Raw genomic sequence first — 15,604 nt, forward strand, 5'->3', positions numbered from 1 at the left:
GAGAGTAAAAGAATAATTGGAGTTAATATGATTTCATTGTTGTTCATGCTTCCTTTACACCTTTGATTTAAAAGTTTTTATTTTTATATTGAAACGTCATTTAAAAGTCACTACAACGTCAAGTATTTTCCAATAGGCTTGTTAAACTATGTTTCCTGAGAGTTCATTACCACAATTTTCTAAGTTGAAATTGGGTGTCGGTAGGGCTTTAAAGCGTATCAGTAAATAAAAAGGGAAATAGAATGGCCAGTAAACTAACAATTAAAATCTTGGTAATGACGACATTACTCAGCGTTGCGAGTAATGGTATTTTTATATCTACCGCCAATGCAAAAAGTCGGGTTGCACCAGAGGTAACCAATGCGGAAAAATCACTGTCATTTTGGGATTTGCCTTATCTTAAGCAGGCCTATATTTCTGCGGCACCAAAAGATAGAAAAGAGGGTATTTCTGTTGGGCAATTGGGGGATAGAGTGGCTAAAAAAAATATTATTAAGTTAGCCGAAGAAATAGCGCAAGGTAAATACGGTCTTTATGACGGCTTGTTAATTAGTCACAAAGGTAAGCTGGTGTTTGAATCTTACTACCGACGAGGTCGTGTAAATTTGGCTGCAGGGCAGGCATCGGCAGCAAAAACTTATACCAGCTTGGCACTAGGCCGTGCAATTCAATTAGGCTATTTAAGCATGGCTGACTTAGACAAGCCGCTTGTCAGTTTTTTGAAAGACGTAGATACGACTAAGCTCGTTGCAGGGGCGGAAAAAATCACCCTGCATAAAGCGCTCACCATGCGTGGTGGTATTCGTGTGAGTGACGAGCAAGTGAAGGTATTGGAGGGGACACCCGCCAAATTAAAAGGTCAAGGGCAAGTTCAAGCGTTACTTGAACACAGTACCTCTATTAATTCTGAGTCTCAGCGTTATTCATATGGTAATTTTAATCCGACCTTGGTGATGCAAGTACTGGATGCTGTGGTGCCAGGTACTGCGCAGAGTTTCATTAAAAAGGAGTTGTTGGATAAACTGGGGATCACCAACTATCGTTGGCAAAATGCCATCAGTGGCTTGCCCGAAGCGGGTTGGCGTGTGAGTTTAACGTCGCGCGATATGCTGAAATGGGGCGCTTTGCTTGCCAACAAAGGTAAGTGGCAGGGCGAGCAGCTTATTTCAATGGCCTATTTAAACAAGGGGACCCGAGGTATTGTACAACCTACTGAAGCGTGGATCCCAAAAGCTTATCAATATGGGTATTATATTTATCAAATGGATATACCTGTTAAAGGCAAAAGCTATAATGCCAATTTTGCTTGGGGTGGTGGGGGCCAATACATCATCACCATTGCGGAGCTTGATTTAATTGTGGTGATTAAAGGTCACGACCAAGAAGATAAGATCATGCCACATGCTTTAAAAACCATAGTTCCCGTGTTTGCTCATTAATGTGTCAGAGTAAAAATCAATGAAAGAGGTCAACATGGTTGGCCTTATCTATTTAACCTCAGCTCTGGATAAGCGAATTTGCCCAATAAAGCTATTTTTCTCACTCTCGGCGTTACTTTCATTTGTAATAGCCCACTATTACTGCATAAAAGCGCCTTGATATTGAACAAAATATCACCATTGGATTGTACGTAAGTTTATTTTCAAAATATTTCCTATTCCAAAACCCTTATCCAAATCTGAGGTTATTTATTGATATCTAAGTGGTTTTGTATTTTTTCAAAAGCGGCTTTAAAGCGCTGAACTAACACAGGAGAAGTGCTTTTACTCATGGCGATATAAAGTTGGAATTCATTTGGATTAAAAGTAAACACTTTCTTTAATAATTCGTACTGAAGGTCAGAGCTTTCTACGTGAGTTTTGATCATTGCATCAGTGGCGATAATTAAATCTATTCTTTTAGAAAACAACATTTCTATGTTTTGTTTGTTGGTCGTTGTTAGGTACAGATCCAAATTTTTGTCTAAGTTATTTTGCTTTAAATAGTGGTGGGCACTGTCTTCCGGGTTACAGCGATTGGGTATTGGTTGGCATCGTCAATGGTGTTAATTTTGACATGTGAATGCTCTTGCAGTGTCCATATATGCCCTTTAAGGGGGCTTATCGAACCTATCCAATGGAAAAGTTTCTCACGATCTTTTGTTCTTGCAATGGAGAATATAAGCACGTTCGGTTGCTCTAATGCGACCTTGTAAGCCCTTGCCCAAGGGTATACTTCAATGGGCGCATTAAAGTTGACTTCAGCCATTATTTTTTTCACTAGTCGTACTGCCACACCTTTAACAGGTTTGTTTTCCTTACTGATTTGTAAAGGCGGGAAGTGCTCTGTCACGACTCTGATTGATTCAGCGCTGGTCGTAACGTTAAAGCTGAAGAGTGTAATAGAAAGCACAAATAATTTGTTTCTCATTGTCACGGTTAAATGACCTTAATTGGATCAAGGGTACTATTTATTGTAGTTAAACCTATAGAAGTGGTGAGATTTATATGATTGATGCGGTTTCTTGCATCATTGAACTTTAGCGTTTTAAGGACGATCGTTAGCAGCAACGGTTTTCACTTTTTTAAGCGCCGCTATAGAAAAAATGAAAGGTGTCAGCCTTGTTTTTATTGCAACTGCCGCCTTTAAATGTTGACCTCCTTCATATTCTAGACAACCATATGATGTAACCTCCTAAAAGCACATCATAATGTAACAGCAGGTAGTTTTATGAAATTTCAACGTCCATGGGCGTCAGCTTTATTATTGTTAACGTGTATTACTATTACCTTAACTTTTCATCACCACATTGCGAGTTTTTACGTTAAGCATGCGATTGATTCTGAGTTGGAGTTCTTGCTAGAAAAGCTCGAAACGCATGTGGGAGAAGCAATTGACATGAATGAGCAGTTTATGCGAGATCTCACTTTTAATTGTTCAGCATCTGATATTACGAAAATGCAGCGGGCGGCATTTACAAGTCCGCATGTGCGCTTATTTGAGATTCATACACAAAGTGGCAAACAATGTTCAAGTCATGGCAGGGCGGTTGAACAAAGCGAAGAAGACTCTTGGCATACTCTGAAAGATAACGTGTTTATTGGCTCTGAGTTAAATAATATTACCCATACCCATGACCTTGCTGTGATTAATACAGCGCCTAATTACAAACTCATTGCCGATATAGAGCCTATTCATATCCCTCGGGCATTTTGTGATGAGTGTGCTGTATTAAAAGTTCAATTGAATAACCTCGATATTTTGGTGAGTGATATTGATAGTCAAACAAACGACTTGGCTTTGTCTTCTTTTATTTATTCAGATAAATATCCATTTTCTTTGTCACTGTCGGTGTCGAAAAACTATTTATCGCCTGTAGAGCATTGGAGTGGTGCGATTAGTTTAGGCATTGGTGGAACTTTAGGGTTATTACTGATTTTTGCTATGCAATGGTTGTTAAGTCAGAATCAAACTATGGAAGCTTTGATAAAGCAGGGACTGCAAGCGCATGAGTTCAAGCCATATTACCAGCCTATTTTACACTCCAAGTCGGGAAAAATAGTGGGCTGCGAGGTTTTAGTACGCTGGGTAAAAGAAGATGGCACGGTTATTCCGCCTTATCAGTTTATTCCATTTGCAGAAGATTCCGGCCTTATCATTCCAATTACCGAGCAGTTACTTTACCGAGTTGTGCGTGATATTAAAAAGTTGAATTGGGCTGACACTGATAAGTTTATGAGTGTGAATATAGTGCCTGAACATCTTTATAGTAATGATTTATATGATTATATTTTATCTTTAAAAACAGATGATAGCTGGAGTTTTAACAATTTATCGTTGGAGATCACGGAGCGCAGAAAAATTGAAGACTTACAGCAAGCTAAAGTGACTTTATCTAAATTCTACGAGATGGGTATTGAGCTTAAACTTGATGACGCGGGGACGGGCTATGGTGGATTTTCGTACGTACAAGAATTGGGTATTTCCACTATTAAAATCGACAAAATGTTTGTTGATGTGATTGGCACTGATGATATGAAAAGCTCGGTACTCTCGTCAATTATTGCCTTTGCGGAGGCATCATCTAAAAAAACCATTGCCGAAGGGGTTGAAACCAATGAGCAAGTGGAATATTTGGCCAAGCACGGCGTGTATAAAATACAGGGCTATGTTTACGCCAAACCCATGCCGTTTAATGAACTTGTGGAGTGGAAGAAGGGCGCTAAAAACTTGATCACGATGAAACAGAGTTAACCTCAGGTTTGGATAAGGGTTTTGGAACAGAAAATGTTTTGAAAACAAACTTACGTACAATCCAACGATGATATTTTGTTCAATATCAAGGCGCTATTATGCAGTAATAGTAGGATATTACAAATGAAAGCAACGCTGAGAGTGAGAAAAGTCGCTTTATTGGGCAAATTCGCTTATCCAGAGCTGAGGTTAGTTAGTATTAAGTGGCTCGTTTTTAGCGATTCGTTCTACAGCTGAGCCAGGTTACGAAGTAACTTGGCTGAATACCTCGATATCATACATTTCCGATTGACCTAGATTTTCTATTTATCGCGTTACGTACTGTTTTTGTATAAAATATTGAAATTTAAGTTTTTTGTGGTGATTACATTACATCTTGCCTAATATCTAGAAGCATTTTTGTCGGGGGAAGTCGGTGGTATGAACATCACCGAAGAATTTTTACTCGCTTTTGCTATTGTGTTGCAAATACCCATGATCATGATTGTTTTGTCGAACGTGTTAACTTTCAGGCTAAGCAAATATTGTAATATCGTGGCTGGGATTATTACCACCTCAGTTCAAACCTCTACCGTGACAATGGGCGGTACACTTCATTATATGTTCTTTAGCTTTTTCGAAATTTGTACCGAGTTACTCATTATTTATTTGGCAGTCACTTGGCAACAAAAATCAACGTCGTAGATGGCCGTATTGAAGGAGCAGAAATATGAACCGTTTGACCATGAACACACATAATGTACCTTGCTGGGATGCACGCTTTTTCATGATTGCAGGTGTTTTTCTGTTGATAAACACCGTAATGCTGTGGGCACGTTTTTATTTAGACCATCAGCACTCTATTTTATGGCCAGCCATACCCGCAGTTATAGGTTTGGCGGCAGGCGTATTTGGCCTCTTTATGGTTGCAGTGGTACTGGCATTTCTCTGTTATGCCATTGCATTTTTACGATGTGAAGCACAGCGGAAAATAGGGTACTTGTTATCAGTGCCCGTGACTATGTGGGCTTTAATGCTGGTGGTGGGCAGTATAAAAGGCATGGAAGCAGGTTTGTCGCTGGATTATTACACTAATGCGGTCATTTCAGTGACTTTTTTAGCGTTAGGGTTTTCTTTAAGAAAAGATGGCTGCGTAAAAGCTTGATATTAAGTATTAATTTTTATTTTGAGATAGCGTTGGAAGAAATGAAAATGAACAAAGAAAAAGCTCAAAAAGTGTCATGTTTTTTAGCGTAAGACTTTTTTTATGAAGTGAAAGCTATTGGGTACACACTGCCGGTGGACCAGTATGCTATTTGACTTTACAATTACGTTTGTAAAATCAAAAGCGCATACTTGGTAACAAAATGGTCAACCTTTTACCCACAATTTTATACTCCGCCATGATGGGCATGGCAATATTTGCTTTGGTAGAAGTTTTTAACAAACCAAAGCAAAGACACACCTTTTTTTTGAAAGGGTTGTTGTTATTGCTATTGATACATTTAGCGGGGGAGCTATTTATCTATTCTGGGGCTTATGTTTACGCACCGGCATTGGCGGGTGCTCAATTTCCGTTTCGGGCGTTGCTCGGTCCAGCGTTATATTTTTATGCCCATGCGATGATGTCACCCGCTAAACCCGTGAGTAAGCGGCTTTATTTTTTGGCATCAGCTGGACCCGTTTTAGTTGTATTGCTCATGCTGCCCTTTATTTTTATGATAAGCCCTGCTGAAAAATTGGCGTTGGCAACGCCGTCGACGCGGGATCCTGAGCTTTGGAAAATAGCGGTGTTTACCTGTTTGTCTACGACATTTGTTTTTATCGCATTTACGGCTTTATTTTTAGCAATGGCGTTTAATCTCCACAATAGGCATTGCCAGCAGTTGATGGAACGCTTTTCAGACATTGAGCAACGAGCAGTGGGGTGGTTTAGCACGGTATTGCTTATTTGGGGCGCTGTTTGGTTTATGTATGCTGTTGAGTTTGCTTTAGGCGCGCTGGGGTGGCGTTGGTTTGGCTCAGGTATTGTATTGCCTATTTTTGAAGTGATTGCACTGGCTATTTTTGTGCAAAAGGCCTTGGGCCAAAGGGGACTGCATAGCGCCGAGCAAGGTTTACCGCGTGCGAGTCAAGGTAGAGCTGCGTTACTCAGCGATGAAAAAATGCAACGGGTTGCGTCAAAACTTGAGCAGTCGATGAAAGAAGATAAGTTGTTTTTACACAATGATTTATCTTTAAAGAAGCTCTCAGAATCGATTGCTGAAACCGAAAACCATATATCAGAAACCCTGTCTCAGCTTTTACAGACTAACTTTTTTCAATTCGTGAATGGTTTTCGCGTTGAAGAAGCAAAAGCTGAATTGAAAGATAAGGGGAAACTCGTGACTAATATTGCCTTAGATGTGGGCTTTAACTCTAAATCGACATTTAATACCGCATTTAAAAAGGTGGCCGGATGTAGCCCATCGGCCTATCGCAATTTACTCAATGACAATAATCCAGACATGCTTTAAACATGCCTTGTTATCGTTATTTAAAAAGGTATGTCTGGGTGTATAAGGTAAGCAGCTTTGATAAGGACTTAAGCTATATGATTCATGGTTTAGTTTTATCTTTTTGTATAAGCGTATTTGCACCATACCAAGCGGCAATAGAGTAACAGATGACGAATGGCAGGGGTTCTACGCTCAGCCACAAGAACAAGCCTGACCATGAAGAAAAGGCCAGCGTTTGACCAAACTCATGCTCATATTTGGTAACGCCAACCAATAAAAATGTGATAACAGCCACTTGCAAAGTGTGCATGACTTTAAAGCGATGAGCACTTTGCCTATGAACAAACGGTGCTTGCTTGTTTAGAGTGATCCAGCGCAGGGCATAGATTAAAACGAAAAACCACACCGTTATTTTTAAGATATTGGTATCAAGTGAATAGAGAAGATCGACATTATCTGTATCCAAGTAGTCAAAAAAAGTAAAAATAATGAACTGTACAAAAGACGTTAACGCACTGAGTAAAGTGACTTTAAGCACGATTTTCCTTAAATGATGTTTTAAAAAACCTATCGTTTGTCCCTTTATTTGTCAATATCTGGTTTTTTATTTGTAATGTATATGATGTGTCAGTAGTTCACGCTAAGCATGTGCTTTTCTTGGTTGTGATTATTTTAAGGTGTGTAATCGTTAAGGACAGTAAATCGGCAGGGGAGGTGTTTTTTGAACGGTACTTGCTAACTTTAAACCTTCAAGAAAAATCACTGTTCTAAAAGCGCTTGCTAGAATCGCCCCTACTTTCACTGCTTAATCTTAAACAGAGGTTTCGCTATTGAGGAGTCAGAAAGCGTGTTTTGAACGTGCTTCCTGACTAATAATATAGACTAATGATTTGGATAGCATGGCTATCAGGCTCGAAGCATACCTTGCTTGCACGTTGCATCTATTGGAGAAAAATAGATAAAACAGGGTTAAGTTGTATCGTTAAGCCGATAACTCTTTTCTGATGATCTCGGCACCAGCACTTAACGCGTTCAGCTTTCCTCTCGCGACGGTATGCGACAGAGGGGCCATACCACAGTTTGTACATGGGTAGAGTTTATCGGCATCGACAAACTGCAGGGCTTTTCTGAGTGTATCTGCGACTTCCTCTGGTGTTTCAATGGTATTACTGGCCACATCAATCGCACCGACCATCACTTTCTTGCCACGAATGAGTTCAAGCAAGTCCATAGGCACATGAGAATTGTGACACTCCAATGAAATAATATCGATATTTGATTTTTGTAGTTTTGGAAACGCTTCTTCATATTGACGCCATTCAGACCCAAGTGTTTTTTTCCAGTCTGTATTGGCTTTAATGCCATAGCCGTAACAAATATGCACCGCTGTTTCGCATTTTAGCCCTTCGATGGCGCGCTCTAGTGTGGCAATGCCCCACTCATTGACTTCATCAAAGAATACGTTAAATGCGGGTTCATCAAATTGAATAATATCGACACCTGCTGCTTCCAACTCTTTGGCTTCTTGGTTGAGTATTTTTGCAAATTCCCATGCCAGCTTTTCGCGACTTTTATAATGGGCATCATATAGGGTGTCTATCATGGTCATCGGGCCAGGCAATGCCCACTTGATGGGTTGCTTGGTTTGCTGACGTAAAAATTTGGCATCTTCAACAAAAACGGATTTTTGGCGGCTAACAGGACCAACAACGGTTGGCACACTCGCATCGTAGCGATCGCGTATTTTAACGGTTTCACGTTTTTCAAAATCTACGCCGTTGAGGTGCTCAATAAAGGTTGTCACAAAGTGTTGACGGGTTTGCTCGCCATCACTGACAATATCTATCCCAGCGTGTTGTTGATCTTGTAATGACAATCGCAAAGCATCTTGTTTGCCAACAATGAGCTCGTTGTCTTGCAATTTCCAAGGAGACCATAATGTTTCAGGTTCTGCAAGCCACAAAGGTTTAGGTAAACTGCCCGCAGTTGAAGTCGGTAATAATGTTTTCATGTTAAATGATGCCGTATATTTTATTGATGATAGAACGTGGCTATTTTCAAGAGTATTGCCACGTAACTGCTGCATGTACTTATTTCATATATCAACTATGTATATTAATTACACATAGTTGGCAGACCATTGCTCAAGCACATTTTGGTGTGGTTTGATGAAATGTTCTTCAGTAAATTTACCTTGCTCACTTGCCAATCTGCTGCGCTCTTCTCGGTCATAAATTATTTGAGTGAGTGAATGGTCCAAATTCTTTAAGTTGGGTTTGTAAGACGTACCAGCGACCGCATTGGCGTTATAGATTTCAGGTCGATAGATTTTCTGGAACGTTTCCATGGTGCTGATGGTGCTAATCAGTTCAAGCGTGGTGTAATCATTCAGCAAGTCACCAAAGAAAAAGAAAGCCAAAGGGGCGACACTGTTTGGCGGCATGAAGTAACGCACCTGCAAGCCCATTTTTTTGAAGTATTGCTCAGTCAGAGATGATTCATTTGGCAGGTATTCAACGCCTAAAATCGGGTGTTGATTTTCAGTACGCTGATAGATTTTGTTATCAGACACACTGAGGCATATCACGGGCAGTTTCTTGAAATTTTGTTTATACACTTGTGAATTCACAAAGTACTGAAAAAGTTTGCCGTGTAGCTCGCCGAAATTGTCAGGAACGCTAAATTGAGGCTGATCTTTATTATGTTGTTGTAACAATACACTAAAATCGTAATCGCGCACATATGAAGAAAAGTTATTGCCGACAATGCCTTCAATACGCTTATTGGTTTTGTGATCAATGATGTGCGTTTTCAGTATTTCAATTGACGGAAAAGTTTCACCTCCGCCTTCAATATCCATGTTTACTGAAACGATTTCTAGTTCAACAGAGTAACGGTCTCCTTTGATATTATCCCAGTTAGCTAAGGCATTGAAACTATTATCAATCATTTTTAATGCATTTCGTAAATTTGCTTGACGGTGGCTGCCTCTCGCTAAGTTAGCAAAGTTGGTGGTAATACGCGTATTGTCTGAAGGATGATAATTTTCGTCGAGACTTATGCTCTTAATCGTAAATGTAAATTCTTTGTTCATGATAATCTGGTATCCAATTTTTGAGATAAAACCTGAATTAGTTGATTGCTCTTGTCGTGCTTTCCAATCTACCTATCTGATTTAATCAGCGAGTAATTTAAACCGTGTGTTCTATTTAGCGTATGTGCCTTATTGAGCATCAACGGTTGTCTTGCTTTGCGTTAAGAGCATGGCACTATTTATACGTGCTTAGATGCATGAAGAAAAATGGTTTAATTTCAGATACAACATGAGTCATATTCAAGGTGCAACTAAATCGAAAAAGGTCATCCAGAATACGCATGAAACTGAGTGTTAAAACATTAAAACACCACCTAAAAGTCTGGGTGCTTAGATGGCTAGATATCCACCCTGTGTTTTTTTCATATGAAACATTAATAAAATTCAAGAGTTATCATAATCAAATGTTAAATCGGGCCTTAGATATATTGATATACTCAAAATGGATGTGGTGAGCTGAGGATAAAACTTAAGCGCCATAGTTGGCTTACATGGTGTTGGTTGAGGTGTTTAGTCTTGAATCATTTTCATGATGATAATCTGATAGTTTACGAAAAGGTTTATGATTGGCCGCATGTTTCGTGAATTGTGATACCAGCCTCATACTGAGTTTGCCGCTAAAGAGCACAGTCATGTTGCGTGATTGCCCTTGAACTATAATTAGAGATGAATGGAATGAGTGAATTAATATTGTTGATTGTGTATTGTGCCATACTCGGGAGCGGGGTTGGCTTTCTTGCTGGGTTGCTAGGTATTGGTGGGGGGCTGGTTATTGTACCAATACTGAGCAGTATTTTGCTCTACTTAGCGGTTTTACCACCTGAGCAAGTGGTTATCGTTGCAATTGCGACGTCATTGGCATCGATATTATTTACCTCGACTTCTTCTGCAATAGCACATCATAAAAATGGGAATGTCCCTTGGGATTTAGCACCCTGGATCATGACAGGTGTTGCGCTAGGCGCGCTGATCAGCGGTTTTATGGCTGCGCTGCTACCAGAGCAAGCTGTTCGCATCATTTTTGCTGTCAGTGTGGTACTCATTGCGGTAAAAATGTTTGTAAGCAGCACTAAAAAAGACACAGCTAAAACGCGGAAAATACCACATAAAGGGGTGTTAACCATTTTTACCACGATTACCGGTGGGCTATCTGCCATGATCGGCATTGGTGGTGGCGCATTGTTAGTCCCTTTATTGACCTTCTTTTCTCTGGATATGAAAAAGGCCATTGGCTGTGCGTCTGCGTGCGGGATTGTTATCGCATTGTTTGGTTCGATAGGTTATATCAGTTCTGGTAGCACACACTTCTCATTGAAAGATGGCTTTGCAGGATTTGTTTATTTACCGGCTTTATTGGGGATCGTGTGTACGTCTTGGTTTACCGCGCCTCTTGGCGCAAAAGCAACGAATCATTTACCTGTGCCGACAATAAAGAAGATCTTCGCAGGGCTATTGGTTGTTATGGCGGCAAATATGATATTGAGTTAATAGCCGAATTAAAGTCAAAGAGGCTGGGAAGCGCCTCTTTGATACGTGAGCTTGTGGTCTGTGTTTCACCATAATTAGGGAGGATTAAGTTGCAAGAAGAACAACATTTCCCCATAAGATGTAGTTTAACTTAAGCATATCACTTTTTATCAGCGTGATATTAAAAAACCAATAAATGTCGAGCAACATGAGTTATAAACTCACATCTACTTTTGCTACTAAAAATAAGTTTACCCCCATGATTGGCTTCATCATAATACCTAACATAACTTGACGATTACTTAAATCTTTGGGCTGCAGCGTTACCGTGTTTTGTTAATGATGCACGCTAGCTAAGGAATTGCTTCAATGTACCATGAATGGGAGCGGTAAAAGTGTCTTTGACGGAAAGTATACATGAGTGTAACGCTATATTTTATGAAACTCCAATGTAAATCATTTGTTTTTAAAATGTATCTTAAATGTGTTTGTTTTTTCTGTATTGATCACTACGCTGAAAGGGCAACGTTCAGTATAGGGATACTTTTTATCACTTAACTGTGGTTGCTTAGCCTTGGTTTACTTATGTAAACCATTACATATATGGATATGGAGTTTTTATAATGAAATTTATTACAAGTTTATTGCTAGGCGCATTGGCCGTTCCTGCGTTTTCTGCTATCAGTGCACCCGAATCGTACGGTGTCTTATTTTTAGATAGAAGTGGGTCTATGATGACACAAAGACCTGACGGCCAATCACGGTGTGCTTTCTCAAAACAGCAAGCAATTAATAAAGTGACACAGTTCTTTTTGGATAGTTCAATTAATGGTCAAAAACTGAATGTAAAAACGTTTAGTAACGGCGGGCAAATCCAGTCCATTTCCAGTGGCTTTGTTGATTTTACGTCTGCTTTTATGGCGCTCCAACAGCTGGATAGTGAAGGCTGTACAGGGTTGACCGCACTTGCAGAAGCGATGTGTGATGGCGCAGATGAGCTTCGCAATAATTTTTCGGTTGAAGCGAGTCAAGGCGCTATTTTACGCGTGTATGGGTCTACCGACGGGGATGAGAATGCGAGCCCTGTGGCAAACTGTGGCGGGTCAAATTGGCAAGCACAAGTTACTTCAAAGTACTTTCTAGAGTTACCACAAGTACAGTTTAATGCAACGATTTACACTGGCACGGTGCAAAACATTGTTAATGTAAATTCAGCAGTTGCTAATGATGCGTCAGCGAATGCGAGTTCACAAAAATTAAATGCGCAAAATATTCCGACATTTGAATTTTTGAAGCAACTAGCCACTAAAACAGGTGGGAAAGTTGAGCTGGTGAGCGACAGTGATGGTGGCTCAGGGCAGTGGTAAATAGAGCTGTATGGTATTGATTCACCCTAAATGAAATAACGCCAGCTTTGTAAAAAAGGTGGCGTTTTATCATTGGCTGTGTGTTGTGAGTGCGGTATGTATTTTTGACTAACAATAGGCACTAATGCTTAATGACATAGGCGTGTTATTATTGACACAGTTCTATGTAAACCAAGCCGTTTTTTCTCACGTAATTTACTATGTACTGTTTAGCTTAAGTTTGAAACATATTCAGGTTTTTATGTAAATCAATGACACTTTTAGCGATACTTTCACTTGCATCAGCTGTATTTTTAGTTTCATTATTCGTTACTTCAGCTACTTCTCTGATACTCTCTAAACTCTCATGAATTTCTTGAGCAACTTCATGCTGTTGTTCAGCAACGGATGCAATCTGTTGGTTTAAATCTGCAATTTCATTTACGGATTCAGCAGCCAAAGAGAACCGTTGGGCAGACTCGGTACTTCTGGTGAGGCACTCTTGTGCGCTGTCAGTTCCTTTATTCATACTGTTAATGGCGTTTTGGGCTTCCGCTTTTAAGCGCTCTACTAATTGTTGTATACCAACTGTGGACTCTTGCGTTCTTTTTGCTAGAGATCTTACTTCGTCGGCTACAACTGCAAACCCTCGCCCGGTTTCACCTGCTCGAGCAGCTTCAATTGCGGCATTCAATGCCAGTAAGTTTGTTTGCTCTGCTATGCCTTGAATTGAGTCGAGTACCACGCCAATATTGTTGGTTTCTGCAACTAAGTTTTCAATAACAGATGAGGCTTCGGTGATTTCATCAGCCATATTAGTGATCACATTTTGAGTGGCTATGGCTTCTTTATGACCATCGAGCACTCGTTTTTTTACCGCTTCTGTGGCGGTTGATGCATTCCCCGCGTTTTGCGCAACCTCTTTAGTGGTGATGTTCATTTGGTTAATAGATGCCGCGACATTTTCAATATCTTCTCTTTGTTTTTCAACGTTCTTAAGCGTACGTTGCATTGCAACAAGCGCGCTCTCACTTGAACGTCCTAGACTTTCAGCGCCTAAATTGACTTGGCTGATCATACTGCTAAGTACTGATAAAAAGTGATTAAATGCGCCTGCTACGGCACCAGTTTCATCTTTTGATGAAGCATCCAGTTTTATGGTCAGATCACCGTCACCACTTGCAATTTGAGTTAGCCTGCTTGTCATCGTTTGGATAGGTTTACGGATCGCATTGGCAACAATAAATGGTAAAAATGCTCCAATAACGCTAGCAAAAACAAAAATAGCAACCATCCATTTAATGGCCTCTTGTTCATCATGCTCGGCTTTTAATGCACTCTTTAAAGTAAAGTTTTGCACCTTACCTAACAGCTCAATTAATTTGTTATCAAGCTGCTCTTCCATTTCTTCTACATCATGAGATTGCTTTAACATAGCCGCTATTTGACCAGTGCTACCTAATACCATTACGGCATCGACCTTATCAATGAGCAATTCGTAAATAATGTCTACCTTTTTTAATTCCTCGTACAGTTTTTGAAACTCTTTTTTGGCTTCATCGGAATGAAGTAGTGGAATGGCTAATTTAATGAACTCTTCTACTTGAATGATTTCTTTTGCTGTTTTATTTATTAACGTTTTAACATCATTTATTGCTTTTTCAAGCTCAGCGCGACTTTCCATGCCTTGCTCATGCCGAATGGCTTTTATCATGGCCCGCTCAAAGAGAATAGCTTGCTCTAGCTGATGTTCAGTCACACTGGTGATGAGTTTCGTTAAGGGAATGTCTTCTTCCGCAATATCCATCAATGATTGACCAATTTTATCCATCTGTGCAATGGAATAGGTGCCCAATATGACCAATAGCAAAAATTGGGTAAAACCGAGGAAATAGATTTTTTTTCCTATATCAATTTTATTTAGCATGGTTATTTCATCCTACTCTTGGTTGTCTCTAAAGTATCGCAGCATCCTTATTGCGAAGTTTTGCTCGTTTGATAAATGTTCGTATGTATGTTTTGCTTGCATGAATTGGCTAAATCCTTCTAATTTTATGGCATTTTCGTTGGGCAATAATTTAAACCCCATTTCCCATTGCCCAAAGCTTCTTTGGGCAATGGGCTGATAGCCAATACGATTAATATTAGTATGCCGGTTGTCATTTTTGATATGATCGAATAGCTTCTTCACATCACTTTCGGTACCTTCAAGCACTTGGATAAAGCTGCCAAAGCCATCATAAAGTAACAAGCCAGTTATCTTATTGTGCGTATTATTTCGTCGAGAAACGGCCAATAATTCTGCAAGCTGCTGCTCGTTAAAACGTTTCTGTGCTCGGCTTATATAAATTAATTCAACCATGTAAACCTCTTATTTTAACTATGATTAGCCGTTACTGAATGTGAGTTAAAAGTCACCAAGTTGCTTAGGGGTAATAAAGCAGACTAAGTATTTTTCAGATAAATGACATTTTTCATATGCATCTATGTGTATAAAGTTTTATGTTACAGTAATGAGTGTCTATTATTTTTATGTCCTCTAGACAAGCTTGGAGGCAGAAATATTAAAGGTATAAAATATACACGCAAAAAGCCTCTATTATTATGACTGTATGTTGTTTTAGTACTTTTACTGACTACGGTTCATTTTTCTATTCCTACTTGTTTATGAATAAATACGTTACCATCTCAATAAAAGCATTTTAAATCAGTGGCTTGGTTTTTCTAGGTTGTGCTAATTATAAATATTTGATTAGTAAATTAGTTTAGTCATAAAATGAGATTACTGCCAAATTTGGTGTATTCATCAAATAGAGTGTGAGATGGGAAAACGATTAAAGAGTTAATGGATAAGAGCTTGGTTTTGTTAGGTGTGTCGGTCGCAGGGAAAGGCGGTAAAGGTGATATAAATTACTTGCAAGTAGGTCATTGTACACTGCGATTGCAAACTGTTTTTAACAGCGAGATGCCAGATAGTCATTTGTATC

Annotated in this window: 13 protein-coding genes and 1 pseudogene; 7 read left to right on the forward strand and 7 right to left on the reverse strand. The window is 39.5% G+C overall.

Annotation, left to right across the window (positions count from 1 at the left end):
- The first annotated feature begins 242 nt into the window (after positions 1 to 242).
- The gene (locus J8L97_RS16795; protein ID WP_211051559.1) at positions 243 to 1,439 is read left to right on the forward strand and encodes a serine hydrolase; all 1,197 of its coding nucleotides are present in this window, start codon (positions 243 to 245) and stop codon (positions 1,437 to 1,439) included.
- 245 nt (positions 1,440 to 1,684) lie between these two features.
- Here J8L97_RS16795 and J8L97_RS16800 read toward each other — a convergent pair whose 3' ends face one another.
- Positions 1,685 to 1,954 (reverse strand): hypothetical protein, encoded by a 270-nt coding sequence (locus tag J8L97_RS16800; RefSeq protein WP_211051562.1) that lies wholly within the window; start codon positions 1,952 to 1,954, stop codon positions 1,685 to 1,687.
- Between the two features lie 23 nt (positions 1,955 to 1,977).
- Positions 1,978 to 2,415 (reverse strand): hypothetical protein, encoded by a 438-nt coding sequence (locus tag J8L97_RS16805; protein WP_211051563.1) that lies wholly within the window; start codon positions 2,413 to 2,415, stop codon positions 1,978 to 1,980.
- Positions 2,416 to 2,709: 294 nt separating this feature from the next.
- Here J8L97_RS16805 and J8L97_RS16810 point away from each other — a divergent pair, with 294 nt between their 5' ends.
- The 4 genes and pseudogenes from J8L97_RS16810 (at position 2,710) to J8L97_RS16825 (ending at position 6,728) form a co-directional block, all read left to right on the forward strand.
- Positions 2,710 to 4,233 carry an EAL domain-containing protein gene (locus tag J8L97_RS16810; RefSeq protein ID WP_211051566.1) on the forward strand — a complete coding sequence of 508 codons (1,524 nt, stop codon included), beginning with the start codon at positions 2,710 to 2,712 and terminating at the stop codon, positions 4,231 to 4,233.
- A 396-nt stretch (positions 4,234 to 4,629) separates the two neighbouring features.
- Positions 4,630 to 4,917: pseudogene (locus J8L97_RS16815) on the forward strand (DUF6326 family protein); the annotation flags it as partial.
- A 25-nt stretch (positions 4,918 to 4,942) separates the two neighbouring features.
- Positions 4,943 to 5,377, forward strand: a complete 435-nt coding sequence (locus J8L97_RS16820; protein ID WP_211051569.1) for a hypothetical protein — start codon at positions 4,943 to 4,945, stop codon at positions 5,375 to 5,377.
- Between the two features lie 202 nt (positions 5,378 to 5,579).
- The gene (locus J8L97_RS16825) at positions 5,580 to 6,728 is read left to right on the forward strand and encodes an AraC family transcriptional regulator (protein WP_247688709.1); all 1,149 of its coding nucleotides are present in this window, start codon (positions 5,580 to 5,582) and stop codon (positions 6,726 to 6,728) included.
- 82 nt (positions 6,729 to 6,810) lie between these two features.
- Here J8L97_RS16825 and J8L97_RS16830 read toward each other — a convergent pair whose 3' ends face one another.
- The 3 genes from J8L97_RS16830 to J8L97_RS16840 all read right to left on the reverse strand — a co-directional run bounded on the left by J8L97_RS16830 (position 6,811) and on the right by J8L97_RS16840 (position 9,804).
- Positions 6,811 to 7,248 (reverse strand): hypothetical protein, encoded by a 438-nt coding sequence (locus J8L97_RS16830; protein ID WP_211051570.1) that lies wholly within the window; start codon positions 7,246 to 7,248, stop codon positions 6,811 to 6,813.
- A gap of 444 nt (positions 7,249 to 7,692) precedes the next feature.
- Entirely contained in the window at positions 7,693 to 8,721 is a 1,029-nt protein-coding gene (locus J8L97_RS16835) for a methionine synthase (RefSeq protein WP_192506430.1), read from the reverse strand.
- A gap of 108 nt (positions 8,722 to 8,829) precedes the next feature.
- Positions 8,830 to 9,804 (reverse strand): DUF1852 domain-containing protein, encoded by a 975-nt coding sequence (locus J8L97_RS16840; RefSeq protein WP_211051571.1) that lies wholly within the window; start codon positions 9,802 to 9,804, stop codon positions 8,830 to 8,832.
- A gap of 675 nt (positions 9,805 to 10,479) precedes the next feature.
- Between J8L97_RS16840 and J8L97_RS16845 the strand changes: the two genes are divergently transcribed.
- Together J8L97_RS16845 and J8L97_RS16850 are read left to right on the forward strand one after the other, a co-directional pair.
- A complete protein-coding gene (locus tag J8L97_RS16845; protein ID WP_211051575.1) occupies positions 10,480 to 11,292 on the forward strand; it encodes a sulfite exporter TauE/SafE family protein in 813 nt (270 codons plus the stop codon).
- 602 nt (positions 11,293 to 11,894) lie between these two features.
- Entirely contained in the window at positions 11,895 to 12,638 is a 744-nt protein-coding gene (locus tag J8L97_RS16850; protein ID WP_247688710.1) for a VWA domain-containing protein, read from the forward strand.
- Between the two features lie 214 nt (positions 12,639 to 12,852).
- Here J8L97_RS16850 and J8L97_RS16855 read toward each other — a convergent pair whose 3' ends face one another.
- Together J8L97_RS16855 and J8L97_RS16860 are read right to left on the reverse strand one after the other, a co-directional pair.
- A complete protein-coding gene (locus tag J8L97_RS16855) occupies positions 12,853 to 14,544 on the reverse strand; it encodes a methyl-accepting chemotaxis protein (protein WP_211051578.1) in 1,692 nt (563 codons plus the stop codon).
- Positions 14,545 to 14,556: 12 nt separating this feature from the next.
- Positions 14,557 to 14,979, reverse strand: a complete 423-nt coding sequence (locus J8L97_RS16860; RefSeq protein WP_211051580.1) for a BLUF domain-containing protein — start codon at positions 14,977 to 14,979, stop codon at positions 14,557 to 14,559.
- Positions 14,980 to 15,604 lie beyond the last annotated feature (625 nt).

Origin of the sequence: Pseudoalteromonas sp. MMG012 (assembly GCF_018100875.1) — a bacterium.
Classification (GTDB): domain Bacteria; phylum Pseudomonadota; class Gammaproteobacteria; order Enterobacterales; family Alteromonadaceae; genus Pseudoalteromonas; species Pseudoalteromonas aurantia.